The organism is Pediococcus ethanolidurans (assembly GCF_964062635.1).
GTDB lineage: Bacteria > Bacillota > Bacilli > Lactobacillales > Lactobacillaceae > Pediococcus > Pediococcus ethanolidurans.
Genome location: NZ_OZ061250.1, coordinates 1,089,209 through 1,106,655, shown reverse-complemented (window position 1 = coordinate 1,106,655; position 17,447 = coordinate 1,089,209). Strand labels below are relative to the sequence as shown.

Sequence of the window (17,447 nt, the reverse complement as noted above, 5' to 3'; positions counted from 1 at the left end):
TTAGTCGCCTCCCTTAAGTTCTAAGGCTTCGTGATTCAGTTCAACAGTTAAGGGAGCGCCCTTTAATAAACTGATTTTTGTTTCTTGTTTATCAACCACGACTTTAATCAAGCGATCACGGAAATTAATACGGAATTGATAGGAAGTCCATTTTTTGGGCACAAATGGTTTAAACGACAATGTACCATCTTTAACACGCATACCCGCAAAGCCTTGAACAATTGCCAACCAGCTACCGGTCATCGACGTGATATGCAATCCGTCAACCGTATCATTATTGTAATTGTCCAAATCTAAACGTGCTGTTCGTTCGTACATTTCAACAGCCTTGTCTTCATAATGAAGATCCGCTGCCAAAATAGCATGGACAGATGCTGAAAGACTGGATTCATGAACTGTTAAGGGTTCATAAAAATCAAAATTACGTTTCTTCACATCCTCTGGGAAACGATCAATAAAGTACCAAATTCCCTGTAAAACATCAGCTTGTTTAATATAAGGAGAACGTAAGATTTTATCCCATGACCAGTGTTGATTAATTGGTCGTTGATCCTTAGGAATAGCCGTAACGGGCTTCAAATCTTTATCCAAAAAACAATCATTCTGGACAAAAATTCCAAGTTTCTTGTCTTCTGGTAAATCCATTTTATCGATGATTTCTTGCCAATGTTGTTTCTCTTCTGCACTCACTGCCAGTTCATCTAGCTTCTCTGGTGTTACCTTATTCAAGCTTTCGAGTGTATATTTAAGCGTCCATTGAGCCAACATATTGGTGTACCAGTTATTGTTTACATTGTTTTCGTACTCATTAGGTCCAGTGACACCATGAATCATGTAAACACCTTGGCGTTGTGACCAGTGAACGCGATCTGCCCAAAACCGCGAAATTGCAGTCAAAACATCGATACCTTTAGTTTTGAGATACGTTTCATCGCCGGTATAACGGGTGTAATTATAAATGGCATACGCAATGGTCCCATTACGATGAATTTCTTCAAAAGTAATTTCCCATTCGTTATGATTCTCGATACCGTTGAACGTCACCATTGGATATAAGGCACCCTTAAGCCCTTGTTCACGTGCATTATGGAAAGCTCCTGCCAATTGGTTGTATCGATATTCTAACAGATTTTCGGATACCTTCTTATCTGCTAACGACAAATACAGTGGAATGGCAAATCCTTCAGTATCCCAGTAGGTTGCACCGCCGTATTTTTCACCTGTAAATCCTTTTGGACCAATATTTAGACGTTTGTCTTCACCATAAAAAGTGGAAAACAGTTGAAACAGATTAAACCGAATTCCTTGTTGAGCAGCATCATCACCTGTCACTTGGACATCGGCCTTTTCCCATCGTTTAGCCCAACCATCAGTTTGGTCGGCCACCAGTTTTTGATAGGCAACTGCTGTCACTTGTTGACTGAGATTTTGCATAGCAGCTTTTAGGGTTGCATCATCGTCATAGTCACGTGAAGTTACCACGATTACCCGTTTTTCAAAGTTAGTAGTCTGTTTAGCATCAAGTGCACCACTAAACGTATTAGCTACTTTGAGATCGTCAACGGGTTCCTCAAGTGCCTTGAGGTCCGCCTTGTGTGTCATTTCCATTCCAACCGTAAATTGAGGTGTGCCATAATTGTTTGGCTTGGTTTCTGCTATTAAATAACCACTATCTGGTGTTTGTGCTTTTGTTTTTACATTCCAAAATTTTTCATCATAATTAGAATCTTCATTAAAAACATCTGCATTAATTTCAGACACTAATTTTACAGAAACCGGCTGATCGCCCAAATTTTGAATTTGATAGTTGACATCAAACAATTCTTTTTCGGCAACACTTACAAAACGTTGAATAGTAAAACGCACTTTCGTATCTGGTTCAGATACTGTAAATTTCCGTGTCAAAATACCATTTTTCATGTCCAATGATAATTCAAAGTCTTCAATCGTTGTGGTAGCCAAATCAACTTTCTTATCATTTAACCAAACATTAACCTTATCAAAATTAACCGCATTAATTACCTTACCAAAATATTTTGGATAACCATTTTTCCACCAACCCACAACGGTCTTATCAGGATACCAAACGCCACCAATATAAATACCTGAGTGGGTATCAGCAGAATAGTCTTCTTCAAACATTCCCCGCATTCCCATATACCCATTACCGATGCTGGTCATGGACTCCTGAAGTCGCTTATTTTGTTTATCCAGCTTGTGTGTCACAATCTTCCACGGATCGATCTCAAAAGTTCGTAGCATGATTTAATCTCCTCCTCTATAAAAAAGGGATCAGGCAAGACTTACGCCCAATCCCTCTTATAATTCAACCTAAATAATCGTTTCTTCAGTTTCATCATCAAAATAATGAGCTTTTGTCATTTCAAATGCCATTTTTAGAGTATCACCTGGTTCGTGATAGTCTCGCGAATTTACTTTAGCAATGAAATCAGTTGTTCCTGTGCGTGAATATAGCATAGATTCAGAACCCATCAATTCAGAGACTTCAACCGTAGCATCAATAATTGCATCTGAAAATGTTTGTAAGGCAACCTCTTCAGCATGAATATCCTCAGGACGAATACCCAATGTTAAATTCTTGCCAACGTATCCTTTGCTTTGTAATGCTTTGAGTTGACCTTCAGGAATAGCAACTTTAAGCCCTTCTTTACCAACTGCAAACCCGTCTTCTACTTTAACCTTGAAGAAGTTCATGGCAGGTGAACCCATAAATCCGGCAACAAATTTGTTAACTGGCTCGTTATATAATTGTGCAGGCGTCCCAACTTGTTGGATTCGTCCTTCATTCATAATGACAATTCGATCCGCCATGGTCATAGCTTCTACCTGATCATGCGTAACATAAATGAAGTTTCTACCTAATCGCTGATGTAATTGTGCAATTTCGGTTCTCATTTGAACTCGCAACTTAGCATCCAAGTTTGAAAGAGGTTCATCAAGCAAGAATAGTTTGGCATCGCGCACAATTGCTCGACCTAACGCAACACGTTGTCGTTGGCCTCCTGAAAGCGCAGCTGGTTTTCGTTTAAGATAATCGGTTAATCCTAAAATTTGGGCTGCATTATCAACTCTTTTTTTCGTATCGGCTTTATCATTCTTACGAATATTCAAACCAAAAGCCATGTTATCAAAGACTGACATATGTGGATAAAGTGCATAGTTTTGGAAAACCATCGCAATATCACGATCTTTAGGCGCGACTTTGTTCATCACTTTACCGTCCATCTTAAAGTCGCCCTTAGTAATATCTTCCAAACCTGCTATCATACGTAATGTGGTGGATTTACCACATCCGGAAGGTCCAACAAAGACTATAAATTCACCATCGTTTATAGCTAAATTGATGTCGCTAGCTGAATAGTCAGTATTGCCTTGATAGCGTTTATAAATGTGATCTAAATTAATTTGTACCATTCTGAAACGCCCCTCATTTTAATTTTTTGACTTTCAGTAATCATAGATACTTCTATGAATCAGTCTAGATGTGGTAACTTCACATCTCAAAGTCAATCATTCTTTTCCACTCTTCCGCCAAACATCCGATATGTGAAATAAACCGAAAGAGAAATACTACAAATTACAATCAAGAATGCCAATTGTAAAACTAAATTTAAAACCAATAACGCGATAAAAATCAAAGTTGCACCTAAAATTCGCATTGGATATTCAAGACACAATTCCGTAAAACTTTGCTCAGATTTCGTACCAACCTGAAAGCTCATGGTAATTAATATCGCCATAACAATCACTGTACTTGTTAAAATAAACATATGTGGAAACACATTACCAAAGAACCATTTATTCAAGAAGATCAGGATACCAAACACAAACGCAAAACCAATATTAAGTTTGTAATTTTTTAGCATATCAATCCAATTTATAAACTGTTTTTTAAAATATGATGCATTCCCATTAATTTGCCAATCTTGAACAGTTGCAAAACTTGCCATCAAACTGGGAATCGTAAAGATTGCTAACATAAAAGTTAAGATTAAATTAATCACCACAAAAGTTATGTTAAAATCAAGACTTCCCAAAATGATCGCCGTCAGAATAACGGAAAAATTAATTAAAAACCACGCGAAGTTAATGGTAAAAAGTGACCAGACCCAATTGCCTGCTGCAAGTAATTTTTGACCACCTTTAGTTTTTAGATTAATCATTTGTTATCCCAACTCCTCACTTATTTAACGGCACCATCAGTAACACCTTTAATAATCCATTTCTGTGCTGCAAGATAGAATAGAATTACCGGAATAATTGAAAGTGTAATTCCAGCAAGTGCTAAATGCCATTGTTTGGTATACTCGCCAAAGAAATTAAACATTTGCAGCGGAATTGTATATTGTGCCTGTGGTAATACCAATGAAGGTAATAGGTAATCGTTCCAGATTGCAATGATATTTAAAATTGCAACCGTCACAGTCATCGGACTTAACATTGGAAAAATAACTTTATAGAAAATCTGCCATCTGCTAGCACCTTCCATTTCAGCCGCTTCATCCATAGCAAATGGGATGCTTGAAAGTGTTCCTTGATAAAGAAATATGGATAAACTACAATCAAATCCCAAATACATGAACATAAGTCCCCACATGTTTAACATGTGCACACCACCGAAATTGGCAGTTAAAGGAATCATAACTGACTGAAACGGAATCAACATTGCTGAAATAAATAGTAATAACAAGCCACTACTTAATTTGCTGTGATTACGCTGTAATGCATAAGCTGCCATCGACGAACAAAGAATAATTAACAACACACTGCAAACGGTAATGATAAGCGAATTAGTTAACGATCCGATAAAATCCAAAGCCTTAAATGAATTTACGTAGTTATGTCCGGTCGCTGGATGTGGTAATGCTAGTACGGAAGCAAAAATACCTTTGGGTGTCTTAAAAGAGTTAGTAACAATCATATAAAATGGGAATAACCATAATAGTCCTACCAACGCTCCAAGAATGGCAATCAAATGTGTACTTTTCTTACTCATTACAAATCCACCTCCCGTTTACGATTATAGAAGACTTGGATTAACGAAATTGCAGCCACAATGATGAAGAAGATAATGGCCTTGGCCTCTGCTAACGAAAAATTACTAGCGTTGTAAGCTGTATTCACAATATCCATTGCTAACATTTGTGTCGAATTATAAGGTCCTCCACCAGTTAACGAAAGGTTTTGATCATAAATCTTAAACCCATTAGAAAGTGTTAAGAACATACAAACGGTAAATGCTGGTGCAATCATTGGAAAAGTAATTTTGGTAAATCTTTGCCAAGCAGAAGCACCATCAATTTCTGCAGCCTCAATAATTTCTTGAGGAATATTTTGCAAATAAGCAATGTAGATAATCATAATATAACCACTCATTTGCCATACCGTTACAATAACTAATCCCCAGAATCCGGTATTTTCCGTTGTCAACCAATTCTCCAGCCACCCGGCATGAAGTGCACTACCTAAAGCACTAAAACCTTGAGTGAAAATAAATTGCCAAATAAATCCTAAGATTAATCCACCAATCATGTTCGGCATAAAGAATACGGTTCTTAAAAAACTACTCCCTTTAAACTTCTGTGTAACTAAAAGTGCTAAACCTAACCCGATTACGTTAAGTGCAATAACGGTGACGATTACAAACGCAACTGTAAACCAAAAGGCGTTAACAAACGCCTTATCGTGAAGCAACGTAATGTAATTTTGAAATCCCACCATTTTGGTAAATGACAATCCATCCCAATCAGTAAAGGAATAAAACAATCCTTCTAACATCGGAATAAAGACAACCAAGGCTAACGCAACGAGGGTTGGCGTCAGAAACAGCCAAAATGAAAGACTACGATTTTTCATGTTACATTACCCTCTTTTATTTATTAATTCGAACTACTTGCTTGTTGTTTCTTCCAACCATCTTTCATGTTCTTTACAGTAGCAGTCCAGCTTTGTTTGCCTGAAAGATACTTCTGTAAGTTTGGTTGTGCAACATCTGGATCCCATGAAGTACCAGTGTATCCAGGGAATGCCCAGCCGATAGTTTTATTTTCATTAGAATACTTGAATACAGTTTGTGTCAAAGCATCTTCCATCTTGAAATTGCTATAACCTTTATAAGCTGGTACAAAGTGTAATGTGTTTACAACATCTTTTTTACCTGCTTTAGATGTGTATAACCAATCCAAGAAGTTCTTTGCAGCTGTTTGTTCTGCAGAAGATTTTTGCTTATTAACAGCCCAGTACAATGATGTTCCGACTGGTAATTTGCCTTCTTCACCTTTAACAGGAATTGGAATCATACCAACATCATTTTTAGCAAATTTCTTATCAATCTGTTCGATAGTTGGATAAATCCAGTCACCTTGTTGAATCATAGCTGTCTTACCTTGTGAGAAGTACTGGTTAACTTGTGCTGAATAATCCATTTGCATTACTGGTTTGATGGAGTATGTACTCTGCAAATCAAGCATTTGTTTCATGTCAGCATTCTTTGTGAATGGCATTGTCTTAGAGTTATATAATTTTAAAGCATTACCATTGAAATCTTGACCAATATACAAGTTAGCTAAATGGTCTGACATAACCCAGGCTTCTTTACCAGGTAAAGCAAAGACACCCTTAATTCCTAACTTAGTCTTCATGGAATCGATCTTCTTAACAGCGGCCTGTAATTTAGCATAGGTTGTTAAACTTGTTGCATCAATTCCTGCTTCTCTAAAGACTTTCTTATTGTAGACAAATCCATAACCTTCAACGTTAAATGGTAATCCAACTGTTTTACCATCCGTCTTTACAGCATCCAATGTTCCTGGTTGTGCTGCTTTTGCAGCCTTAGTATTTGATAAATCGGCTTCATGTGATTTGAACTGTGTAACATCTGCTGGACCAGCTAAACTAAAGATTGTTGGTGCATTACCAGATGAAATACGAGTCTTTAATACTGGATCATACTGAGTACCACCACCAATTGAGGTAACCTCGATTTTGACATTAGGATGAGATTTTTCATATTGAGCAGCAATTGTTTTAAACTGCTTATTATTTTCAACCTTTCCTTGCAAAATTGTGATCTTAACATTTTTCTTTGCGGAACTACTTCCACAAGCAGCCAATGTTAAAGCTGCTCCGGCTACCATCGTAACCGTCGCGAGATGTTTCCAAAACTTATGACTCATGATAAGAACCTCCCTGTAAAATTTTTTTAACTTGTTCTTACATTTCACATTGTACGCAGGCTAATTAATGTTATGCAAGCGCTTTCCGACTGTTACCGTTAACAGCTTTTTCTTTTATTTTTAACTAACATCCTTCAAATGTCCTTATTTTTTGTGCAAAATACCCGTTTCAATTATCACTGGCTCGCCAGCAATTTGAATCACACCATTTGTTACATCTACTGTTTCGTGACTTAACAGATTCATGTACTCACCATCTTTAATGGTTGTTTTTACTCGACCATTATTACTCTTTAAACTAAATATCCCAATTCGTTTTGAATCACCTTCAGAAAAAGAGACTTTGACAATATCATTTTCGAAACTCGTTAATTGACAACTACCGTTCACTTGAATTTCGTCTTGACTCAATTCATGCATTCGTTTAATCATTTTTGATAGATCGACAGAAGTATGCCAATTTAACTTATCCGCATCAAATAACGATGGTGTTTCCTTTAGACCAAATTCTTGACCAGCGTAAACTAATGTAGCTCCCTTTTGGAATTCAGAAAACGCAGTCCAATTAATTAAATCATTTAAATTTGGAAAGAGCTCATGCGCACGTTCATGATCATGGTTTTCAAGATTACGCATTTTAATATAGTTAGCAGGAAAAGTCAGATCCTGTCGGTTCAGTACTTTCACGTATTCACTCAATGAAGTCTTTCCAGCAAGATAATCATGCCAGTCTTGATCAATATCATAATCATAAGCAAGGTCAAACGCTCGATAAATTTCACCATCCGAAGAAATCCAAAAGCCCTTACTACGAATGTCACGAATATAATCGCCACCTGTCGATTCCGCAAGCCAAACTATATTTGGTTTAACTTCAGCCACTTCTTTACGTGCCTCTAACCAAAATGGTAAGGGAACCTGAGGCGCAACATCACAACGAAAACCATCCACAATTTTGGCATACTGTTTTAAAGTTTCAATTTGATAATTCCACAAATCATGATTAGAATAATCAAGCTCCGCAACATCTGACCATTCGGGGTTTTTATTAAACAGTTTCCCCTGTTCATCATGTAAAAAGTATTCTGGATGTTGCTTTAATAACACTGAATCTCGGGAAGTATGATTATAGACAATGTCAATCATCAGCTTCATCCCTTGTCGGTGAATCTGTTCTGCCAAGTGAATAAAATCATCCCAGGTTCCCTGTGCTGGATCAATTTTACGATAGTCCTTAATTGAATACGGGGATCCCAACTTGCCCTTGCGATCCACTTCACCCACGGGGTTGATCGGTAAAAGCCAAATAAAATCAGTTCCTAGTGCTTTAATTCTTGGTAAATCAGCTTCCAACGCCTTTAGCGTTCCTGCTTGCGTATGATTTCTCACAAAAACACTATAAATCTGTAACTTTCGTAAATCAGTACTTGTATCATCTGCCATCTTGTTATTCTCCTCTACTTTTCTTCAATCACAATGCTGCCTGACGGTTCCATTGTGACCACATTATCTACTAATGAACTCGCCTTATTAGACAGCAAGGTGTGAACCACCTTTACTGTTGGCACACGGTATTTAACGGTTTTATGATCAAAATTTACAATAACAAATGCCTTTTTACCATTCAATTCACGTTCAAATGCATAGATTTTTGCATCTGTATTCAACAATAAATATTGACCTTCTGAGAACAAAGGCTGTGTTTTAATCTTCAATACAGCTCGATAAAAGGCAAACAAACTCCCATCATTTTTTACAGCTTCGTCTGCCGCAGCATCGTTATGAGTCGCCCAATTCCATGGATGATGATTAGAAAAACCCACAAACTTATCTGCCGACCACTGAAATGGACCACGGGCAGTCATCTCATCTTGTTGATTTAACAACGTTAAAATTTCTTCATCCGAATAGCCCTTTGATTGCATAAAATCAATTAAGTCGAGTGCTCGTTGATCGTGAAAATCACGTAACTTCTTGTACTTCAAGTTGCGCATCCCAATCTCTTCACCATAGTAAATAATCGGAATTCCTCGTTGCAAATACATACAAACGGCTAACGCTTTTGGTAAATCATTATCTTGAGAATCAATATGTAGTCGATCTAAAACGCGACTAATATCATGATTGCCCCACGTTAAAGCTGGTAAACTAATCTTTTCTAACACGGCTTCCCAAACTGAAAAGGTTTCTTTCAATCGTTTGATACTTAATTGTCGTGGCTGAAAAAACATCGGAATCTTTGAATCTGTCATCGGATACATTTCACCGTAGTTGTCTGAAGTTACAACCATGTCACAACCAAATTTCTCAGGTCGTGTGTATTCTGCAGCCTGATAAGCATCTGCCGATGATGCCTCACCAAGAAAGAAAACATCGTCTTTATAACCTTTAACCAACTTAATGAAATCTTTTAGATAAACTTTTACTTCTGGTAAATTGGCATAAAAAGAAGAATCAACTGGGAACTTTTCCTTTTGATTTAAAATATTTTGACCAAAATTCGCCTTGGCAATATGGATAAACGCATCTAGTCTAAAACCGTCCACGCCTTTATCAATCCAGAACTTAGCAATGTCAGCCATTGATTTACGAACTTCTGGATTTTTCCAATTCAAATCTGGCATCTTCTTATCAAAAATATGGCAGTAATATTGCGATCCACCATTCGGATCTGGTTCCCAAACACTTCCACCAAAGAAAGAACCCCAGTTATTCGGACGGTTACCTTGATTTTCACTCCAAATATAATAGTCTCGAAAAATACTATCCTTATTCTTTATCGCATCCTGAAACCAGGGATGCTGATCAGAAGTATCGTTAATTGGCAAATCCAAAACCAAATGCATTTTTCGTTTATGAATTGCTTCAACTAACTTTTGGAAATCATCCATAGTTCCCAGCAGTGGATCAATGGCAAAGTAATTGGAAACATCATAGCCATTATCAATTTGTGGAGAAACAAAGATGGGATTCAACCAAAGTGTGTTAGTTCCTAGCTGTTGTACATAATCTAAACTTTCCGTAATTCCGTTTATATCACCGATGCCATCATTATTGGAATCCTTAAAACTCTTAGGATATATTTGATAAATCATTGCTTTTTGATACCATTTGTTCATCGCAACCCCTCCTCATATTCATGCTATCTTTCATAAAACTCGATTTTCATCTCAACTAAACCTGGCGAGTTTGAAAGCTCTTTCATTGAAAGCATAAAAAATAAGCCCGCTGATTGCAAGGCTTATCGTGCATGTTACCGATAACATTATTTAACATCGTCTCGGATAGTGCCGCCGACACTAATTTTGGGTTCAAACATTAATGATCCTGATGTATCAAGATGATTGACAATCTTGTCTAAAAGTTTGTCCCCACAGGCCATTCCCATTTCCACAATGGCTTGTTTGACGGTTGTAATCTGAGGAAACGCCACCTGATTTAAAAATACGCCATCAAAACCAGTCACACCATAATCTTTAGGAATTAAACCGCCACAACTTTCAATACCACGTTCTGCTCCCAATGCCAAGCGATCAGAAGCACAGATAAAACAAGTATTGGGTTCAAACTTATCCCAATTATCAATAACAAACTGTTGTGACAAATGGCTATGGTTGTCAAAACGGTGAATTTCGGCCAACATTTGATTTTCCTGTAACAGTTGTAAGTAGCCTGCTTCACGAGAATATTCAAATGATTCACGACTATCCATACCAATAAAGATCAGGCGTTTGTAACCACGCTGTAACGCTAAGTTAGAAATCATGAAGGTCCCGGCTTTATTATTTGTATCCACGTAGTCAAAACCAAATCGATTTTCTCCAAAAATAACCAGCGGTTTTTTTAATTCACCAATCCAGTCAAAATCTTTTTCTCGCATACCAGTGATCACATAACCATCGCAATTACCAATATCAAAATTTCGTCTCGTTACCAACTGAAGTGAATACTGTTGGGCATCCAGTGAGCGCGCAATCCCAATCATCAGATTCATATAATAAGGTTCAGTCGTATCAATATCTTCCAGTACACAAAACTTAATAATACGCGTACTATTGTTCACCAGCGCCTTAGCAGCAACGTTTGGATGATAATCTACTTCACGCATTGCTTGATAAACTAACTGCTTTAAATCATCCGTTACTTTGTCAGGATGATTAATCACTCGTGAAACGGTCATTTTCGACACATTTGCGAGCTTTGCGACATCATTTAAAGTTGCCATTCGGTATCTCCCCCTCAGCGATTTTTTGTTACGATTAGTTCCATTATAACAAGTAAGCCCTTACTAAACCTAGTTATTTTTTGAAACCCTTTACTTTAATTTTCTTTCCTACTATTACTATTTATCAGGGTCGAAACTGTGCTACACTTTTTATTGAAGTTATAATAACCAGTTTAAGCAAAATCTTTAATACGAAAAATAACTAGGAGTGTGCGTATTTTGAAAAAAATATTAGTTCTCAATGCCGGAAGTTCTTCCTTGAAATGGCAGCTTTTTGGAATTGATGATCTTTCTCTCATTAATAAAGGTGTCATGGAACGAATGAAAACACCTGAAGCCATCTTTACCATTGTTCGCAACGGCGAAGCATTTACAGAACAAATTGCTAATTTGACTTATCAACAGGGAGTCGAATTACTTTTTGATCAACTAAAACATCTTCATTTAATTCAGGATGTTGACGAAATTGCTGCCGTTGGTCACCGGGTGGTTGCTGGTGCAACAACTTTTACGCAACCAACTCAAATTACCGAAAAAAATTTAAGCCAATTAAAAGCTTTAAACAAATATGCGCCTTTGCATAATCCTGTTCAGGTAGAATGTATTGAAACCCTCATGAAGGTTTTACCAAAATCAACACCACAAATTGCTGTTTTTGATAGTAAATTTTACTTGGATATGCCGGAACAAAATGCGCTATATGCCATTCCTTACGACTATTCAAAAAAGTATCAAATTCGTAAATATGGTGAACATGGAATCAGTCATGAATATATTCTGCATGAAACAGCTAACTTTCTCAAAAAAGATTATCATGATTTGAAACTGGTCACTCTTCATTTAGGTGGCGGTGCATCCATCACCGCTAGTGAAAAAGGTAAACCATTTGATACATCTATGGGCTTTACACCCCTTGAAGGCTTGCCAATGGGTACGCGTTCTGGGACTGTTGATCCGGCCGTGGTCCCTTTCTTAATGGATGAGTTGCATTTAGATGCCAATCAAATCATTAATATCTTCAACGAAAAGTCTGGATTGTTAGGTGTCTCCGGAATTTCGGCTGATATGCGCGACATTGTTTCCAATGCACCAACTAATGCACGTGCTAAATTGGCCTATGAAATGTTTATCAATTCTGCTGTTAAATATATCGGCGGCTACTTTACTGAGCTTGGTGGTTTAGATGTAATTACATTTACTGCAGGAATTGGAGAACATCAGGCTTCGTTACGAACCGATATTGTCGATCGGTTAGCAGTTTTAGGCATTAAGTTAGATGAGGAAAGTAATAACAACGGTAAAGGACCTCGGGTAATTAGTTCTGAGGATTCCACAGTCAAAGTTTTAATGATCCCAACTAACGAAGAGTTGGCAATTGCTAAAGCTGTTAAAAAATTAACTACTGAAAGATAAAACAATCTAAATTAAACCTGAGATTCAAGAATAAAGAAATTTTTGAAACTCAGTTTTTTTATTAATTCATTCATAACGATCACTTATTTCGGGGGGAGTAACTAAAGTGAATAAAATTAGACGTATCACAATTAGAATGGTCAGCGTTATCTGTTTACTTGTGCTTTTTGCTTTTGTTCGGTCTATCGCGCCAACTTATATTGAATCAAGTCGTACTGCCTATGAAATCAATGGTATGCGCGGCGGTATCGATAGTAAAAGATTTAATAGCGCGATCACAAATTACACAAAGCGACACCATGTTTCAGCAATAAAGGTATTTAATGTCCAAACTGTAAATGATACTGGCGCCACGCAAACTAAAATGTACGTTTTTGGGGATGCAAAAGTACCTAAAGAATCACTGGCATCAAAACAAGAAATGCAAACCAGCGACATAAGATATCCACTTTATTTTGTTGGGAATGTGAGTCAGAAATCCATTCAACGAATGTTTAAGCGTAATAGAATTCAATACTCATCAATAAATGAGAGTTGGAACTGGGGAATTTCGAATTTCCTGAATACCAATCAAATATCTAGTATTCTAATATTGGCCTTTTTAGTAATGGGAATCGTTATTATTTTAGCTAATTTACATAATTTAAAAAAAGCCAATATTCGTAATTTATTGGGTATGTCGAATTTTGATGATGCTTTTGATACTTTTGTAGATGATCAGGGCTATTTCTTAAGTAGCTACTTGCTTGGTATTATTCTATTGATGATTTACATGTGGATAAGTAAGTTCATGAATTGTTATCGAATCGTGGTTTATTTTGCGTTGTTATTATACTTGATAGTTATTTTGGTAACCGGAGTAGCCGCTATTTTAAGAGCTCACTCCCATTCTGAACGAACCATTATTGGTGCTATTAAAGGTAATGTTAAAAACAAACTTGCTTTCTATATTAATATGATCATTAAAATTGTCGTGGAAATCTTTGCTTGTTTGACTTTCGTGACTTTACTGGGAACGTTAAAACAAAATCAACAGTTAAGCAACCAATTATCTGTTTGGACACATGGTAAGACTTACTATACCGTCAATCTTTCTCCGATTGATACGACCAAAAATGAAGATATATTTCTTGAACATGGATCCACCATTTTATTCCACTATATAGAAGAGCATGGTGGGATGCTTGCTAATTATCAGGGCTGGGGAACCGACAAAACAGACGTTATGAATTTTTCAAGTGGTCATGTTTTGACTGTAAATCCCAATTATTTAAAAACTAATTCGGTTCTAGCTTTCGATGGCAAGCGGGTTCGCATCCCAAATAAAACCAGGATAACTTATGTCCTAATTCCGGAAGCCCAGTATGCCAATCGTAGTCAGATCTTACGAGAATATCGCAGTGATTTATGGCTAAACAGTGCCGAGCACAAAACTGGAAAGAAACTGCCAATCAAAGCAATTAAGATCAAGAATTCACAACGTCCGTTTACCTATAGTGCGGATGCACTGGATTTCGGGTACTACGATGGTTATGTCAACTCTCCAGTTGTGCTGGTTTTAACAAACGAGTCGTTAGGGGGCATCAGTAAGAATAATACGGATGCAAATAGTATTTGGCCAAGTTATCTTTCCAATGAAGCCTTTCTTAGTTCCAATGTTTCAGCGATGCGTAAAGCGATTCAAAAATCAGGAATGTCCCACTATATTGGCGGGATTGTGGATACCAAAAGTTATGCGATAAAACAATTAACGTTAGTTCGTCGCAAGCTGGAAATTTCAATAGCTGTGCTGGTCATTACCTTAACAATCATTATCATTGAAAACATCTCGTTTAATAGTATTTATTTTAATAATAATCGTAAGAAGATTGCCATTAAACGCTTATTAGGAAGTCACTTCATTAGTATTTTTGGTAAATTCATCAATTTGAATTTAATATTGAGTCTTTTTGAAGCTTTCATTGTGTGGGCAATCACTAAAAATATGATGGTTACGATCCTGTTACTAGGATTATCCAATATTGGTGAACTGCTGATATTGAGCATTCAGAACCACTATTTGAATATTAATAAAGCAATCAAGGGGGAATAAATCATGACCAGTTGTTTAAAACTTACCGAATGTAGTAAAAGTTTTGATCAATATCATGTGTTTAAAAATGTCGACTATCAATTTGAATCCGGAAAAATGTATGCACTTGTCGGCCCGTCTGGGAGTGGAAAAACTACCCTGTTAAATAGCATGGGACGTTTAGAAAAGTTAACCGCTGGTTCAATTAGTTTTGAGGGTACAGATATCACAACTATTCCGAGTTTGAAATATTTTCGTCAATTTATCGGGTATCTGTTCCAAAATTATGCCCTTGTTGACGAAGAAACGGTTGCTCAAAATCTTAATATTGTGAAACATTATCGAACCGCTGAATTACGGAACCATTTGGCTAAGTATGGTTTAGATGATACCTATTTAACGCGTAAAATATTTACATTATCTGGTGGAGAAGCACAGCGAGTTGCCTTAGCACGTTTGAGTTTACAAGATCCTTTAATTGTACTGGCAGATGAACCCACGGGCGCCTTGGACCACGCTAATGGCCAATTAGTACTTGATAGTTTACGAACAATGACTAATTCAGGCAAAATTGTCATTATCGCCACTCATGATGATAAAGTAAAAGCAGCTGTTGATGAATGTGTAGATATTACAACCTTTAAATAACAAATTTAATGTCCCAATCCCATAAAAAAACGATATTATGCTAATTTACTAATGTCTGTTAGTTTGACAGATTTTAGTATACGCATAATATCGTTTTTTTATTTTTGTTTTTTTCCAGTATATTTAAACAAATACCAGCCACAATAACCAAACGCTAACATTCCTGCAATGCCAATCCAGAATTTATCTGAAAAACTGCCTGCACGAATTTGATTGATCACTACACCAAGTAAACCAAGAACGATCAAAGCATCTAAAACTAACAGAATGATAGTTGAAAATTTCATTTTACTCTCCTACTTAATCTTTTTTCTCTGGAATTGGTATTTCGCGTTTTAATCCACTTGCACCACGTAAATTACGAATAGTTCGCAAGAATGAAACGATCAAAACGGCATTAGATGCCAACCAGGCTAACGGGCTTGCAAAACAAGCACTAATGAACCCAAACATTGGTACCATGACAGCCCCAATAAAAATTCGGGAAATAAGTTCGGCCACTCCTGCCATTGTCGGGGCAAAACTTTGCCCAAGTCCTTGCAAAGCATACCGCACAACAAACAAAATTGATAGTAGGAAATAACTCGTACTGACCACCCAGAAATAAGTCTGAGCCAATTGCGTAACATGGGGTTCTGAGTTCCCAATAAAAAGATTTACTAAAGCATGACTATTTAAAATAATAATTGCTGCAATGATGACACTATAAATGACGGTTACCGTCAAACATTGCCTAATACCAACTAAAATTCGATCATAATTTTTGGCACCAAAATTTTGTGCAGTAAAAGTTGCCATCGTAATTCCCAATGACACCATTGGTTGTGTGGCTAGTTGATCTACTTTACCGGCCGCCGTGTATGCCGCAATTGATTGTGGTCCCAGTTCATTTAACGAAACCTGTAGGATAATGGATCCAATCGCAATAATTGACGCTTGAAATCCCATTGGCAATCCAATTTTAAGCTCTTGTTTGATAATGTCTCGATCCATTTTCATATCTTCACGTAATACATCTAGTTCAGGAATGCGGCATTTAATATACCAAATACACATAATACAAGAAACTAGTTGCGCTACCACGGTCGCAATTCCGGCACCAGCAATTCCCAAATGCAATCCAATAATTAAAACAACATCTAAAATAACATTTAAAACAGCTGCAATGATTAAAAATATCAGCGGTGTCCGACTATTCCCCAGTGCGCGTAACATATTTGAAAACAAGTTGAAGAACATAGTAACCGTAACACCCGCAAATAAAATACTAATAAATGTTTCCGCACCATTCAGTAACACTGCGGGAGTTTGCATAATTTGCAGTAAAGGTCGAGCCAGACTCACACTAATCACGGTTAAAATAATACTCATCCCCGCACAAATCCAAATACTATTAGCGAAACTCTGCTTAACACCCCTAAGATTACCATTTCCATAATCTTGAGCTGTCACAATTGAAAGACCAGTTGTCATTCCTTGAGCGAATCCAATAATCAAGAAACTAAGTCCACCAGTTGCACCAACAGCCGCTAAGGCATTTACACCGACCGCGCGACCCACAATTAACGTATCGGACATGGTATAAATTTGTTGAAAAATATTTCCTAAAAATAATGGAATACTAAAAAAGATAATCCCTTTAATCGGACTGCCCTTAATGAGCGAATTGTCCATTGCATGCACCTCCCTCTACCGTTGTTTCTACATCGAAACCGGTTTCTTCGATTTACAGTTTAGTTCTATACTATAACTTGTTTGACTCAAATTACAACGAAAAAAATTGACTTTGTTTTTAATTCAAGAGACGTCCTTTAACGCTTATTCTTGTTTTCATTGAACTAAATTATATAAATATAATTTTAATTCATCATCAACCGTAAAACACGAACTATAA

Annotated in this window: 14 protein-coding genes; 3 read left to right on the top strand and 11 right to left on the bottom strand. The window is 36.9% G+C overall.

Features of this window, described 5'->3' with window-relative positions; all coding sequences use genetic code 11:
* From AB3219_RS05425 to AB3219_RS05385, 9 genes are all read right to left on the bottom strand, one after another.
* Positions 1 to 2,262: a glycoside hydrolase family 65 protein gene (locus AB3219_RS05425; RefSeq protein ID WP_216753720.1), complete on the bottom strand. Its 2,262-nt coding sequence runs from the start codon at positions 2,260 to 2,262 to the stop codon at positions 1 to 3.
* A gap of 69 nt (positions 2,263 to 2,331) precedes the next feature.
* A complete protein-coding gene (locus AB3219_RS05420) occupies positions 2,332 to 3,435 on the bottom strand; it encodes an ABC transporter ATP-binding protein (protein WP_367369357.1) in 1,104 nt (367 codons plus the stop codon).
* A 92-nt stretch (positions 3,436 to 3,527) separates the two neighbouring features.
* Positions 3,528 to 4,184, bottom strand: a complete 657-nt coding sequence (locus AB3219_RS05415; protein ID WP_216753722.1) for a hypothetical protein — start codon at positions 4,182 to 4,184, stop codon at positions 3,528 to 3,530.
* Between the two features lie 20 nt (positions 4,185 to 4,204).
* Entirely contained in the window at positions 4,205 to 5,017 is an 813-nt protein-coding gene (locus AB3219_RS05410; protein ID WP_216753723.1) for a carbohydrate ABC transporter permease, read from the bottom strand.
* Entirely contained in the window at positions 5,017 to 5,877 is an 861-nt protein-coding gene (locus tag AB3219_RS05405; protein ID WP_216753724.1) for a carbohydrate ABC transporter permease, read from the bottom strand. Before AB3219_RS05405 ends, AB3219_RS05410 begins: the two co-directional genes overlap by 1 nt.
* Before the next feature lie 23 nt (positions 5,878 to 5,900).
* Positions 5,901 to 7,196, bottom strand: a complete 1,296-nt coding sequence (locus AB3219_RS05400) for an ABC transporter substrate-binding protein (protein WP_216753725.1) — start codon at positions 7,194 to 7,196, stop codon at positions 5,901 to 5,903.
* A gap of 144 nt (positions 7,197 to 7,340) precedes the next feature.
* Positions 7,341 to 8,639: an alpha-amylase family glycosyl hydrolase gene (locus AB3219_RS05395; RefSeq protein WP_216753726.1), complete on the bottom strand. Its 1,299-nt coding sequence runs from the start codon at positions 8,637 to 8,639 to the stop codon at positions 7,341 to 7,343.
* A gap of 14 nt (positions 8,640 to 8,653) precedes the next feature.
* Positions 8,654 to 10,315, bottom strand: coding sequence for an alpha-glucosidase (locus AB3219_RS05390; protein ID WP_216753727.1), 1,662 nt, complete (start codon positions 10,313 to 10,315; stop codon positions 8,654 to 8,656).
* A gap of 146 nt (positions 10,316 to 10,461) precedes the next feature.
* A complete protein-coding gene (locus AB3219_RS05385) occupies positions 10,462 to 11,421 on the bottom strand; it encodes a LacI family DNA-binding transcriptional regulator (protein WP_367369356.1) in 960 nt (319 codons plus the stop codon).
* Between the two features lie 210 nt (positions 11,422 to 11,631).
* Between AB3219_RS05385 and AB3219_RS05380 the strand changes: the two genes are divergently transcribed.
* The 3 genes from AB3219_RS05380 to AB3219_RS05370 all read left to right on the top strand — a co-directional run bounded on the left by AB3219_RS05380 (position 11,632) and on the right by AB3219_RS05370 (position 15,553).
* Positions 11,632 to 12,834: an acetate/propionate family kinase gene (locus AB3219_RS05380; protein WP_307724344.1), complete on the top strand. Its 1,203-nt coding sequence runs from the start codon at positions 11,632 to 11,634 to the stop codon at positions 12,832 to 12,834.
* A 106-nt stretch (positions 12,835 to 12,940) separates the two neighbouring features.
* Complete coding sequence (locus AB3219_RS05375; RefSeq protein WP_367369355.1) at positions 12,941 to 14,926, top strand: DUF1430 domain-containing protein; 1,986 nt, start codon at positions 12,941 to 12,943, stop codon at positions 14,924 to 14,926.
* A 3-nt stretch (positions 14,927 to 14,929) separates the two neighbouring features.
* The gene (locus AB3219_RS05370; RefSeq protein ID WP_367369354.1) at positions 14,930 to 15,553 is read left to right on the top strand and encodes an ATP-binding cassette domain-containing protein; all 624 of its coding nucleotides are present in this window, start codon (positions 14,930 to 14,932) and stop codon (positions 15,551 to 15,553) included.
* A gap of 98 nt (positions 15,554 to 15,651) precedes the next feature.
* On the opposite strand, the gene AB3219_RS05365 is transcribed toward AB3219_RS05370, so the two are convergent.
* Together AB3219_RS05365 and AB3219_RS05360 are read right to left on the bottom strand one after the other, a co-directional pair.
* Positions 15,652 to 15,840, bottom strand: coding sequence for a hypothetical protein (locus AB3219_RS05365; protein ID WP_057805346.1), 189 nt, complete (start codon positions 15,838 to 15,840; stop codon positions 15,652 to 15,654).
* A gap of 13 nt (positions 15,841 to 15,853) precedes the next feature.
* Entirely contained in the window at positions 15,854 to 17,227 is a 1,374-nt protein-coding gene (locus AB3219_RS05360; protein ID WP_216754700.1) for an MATE family efflux transporter, read from the bottom strand.
* Positions 17,228 to 17,447 lie beyond the last annotated feature (220 nt).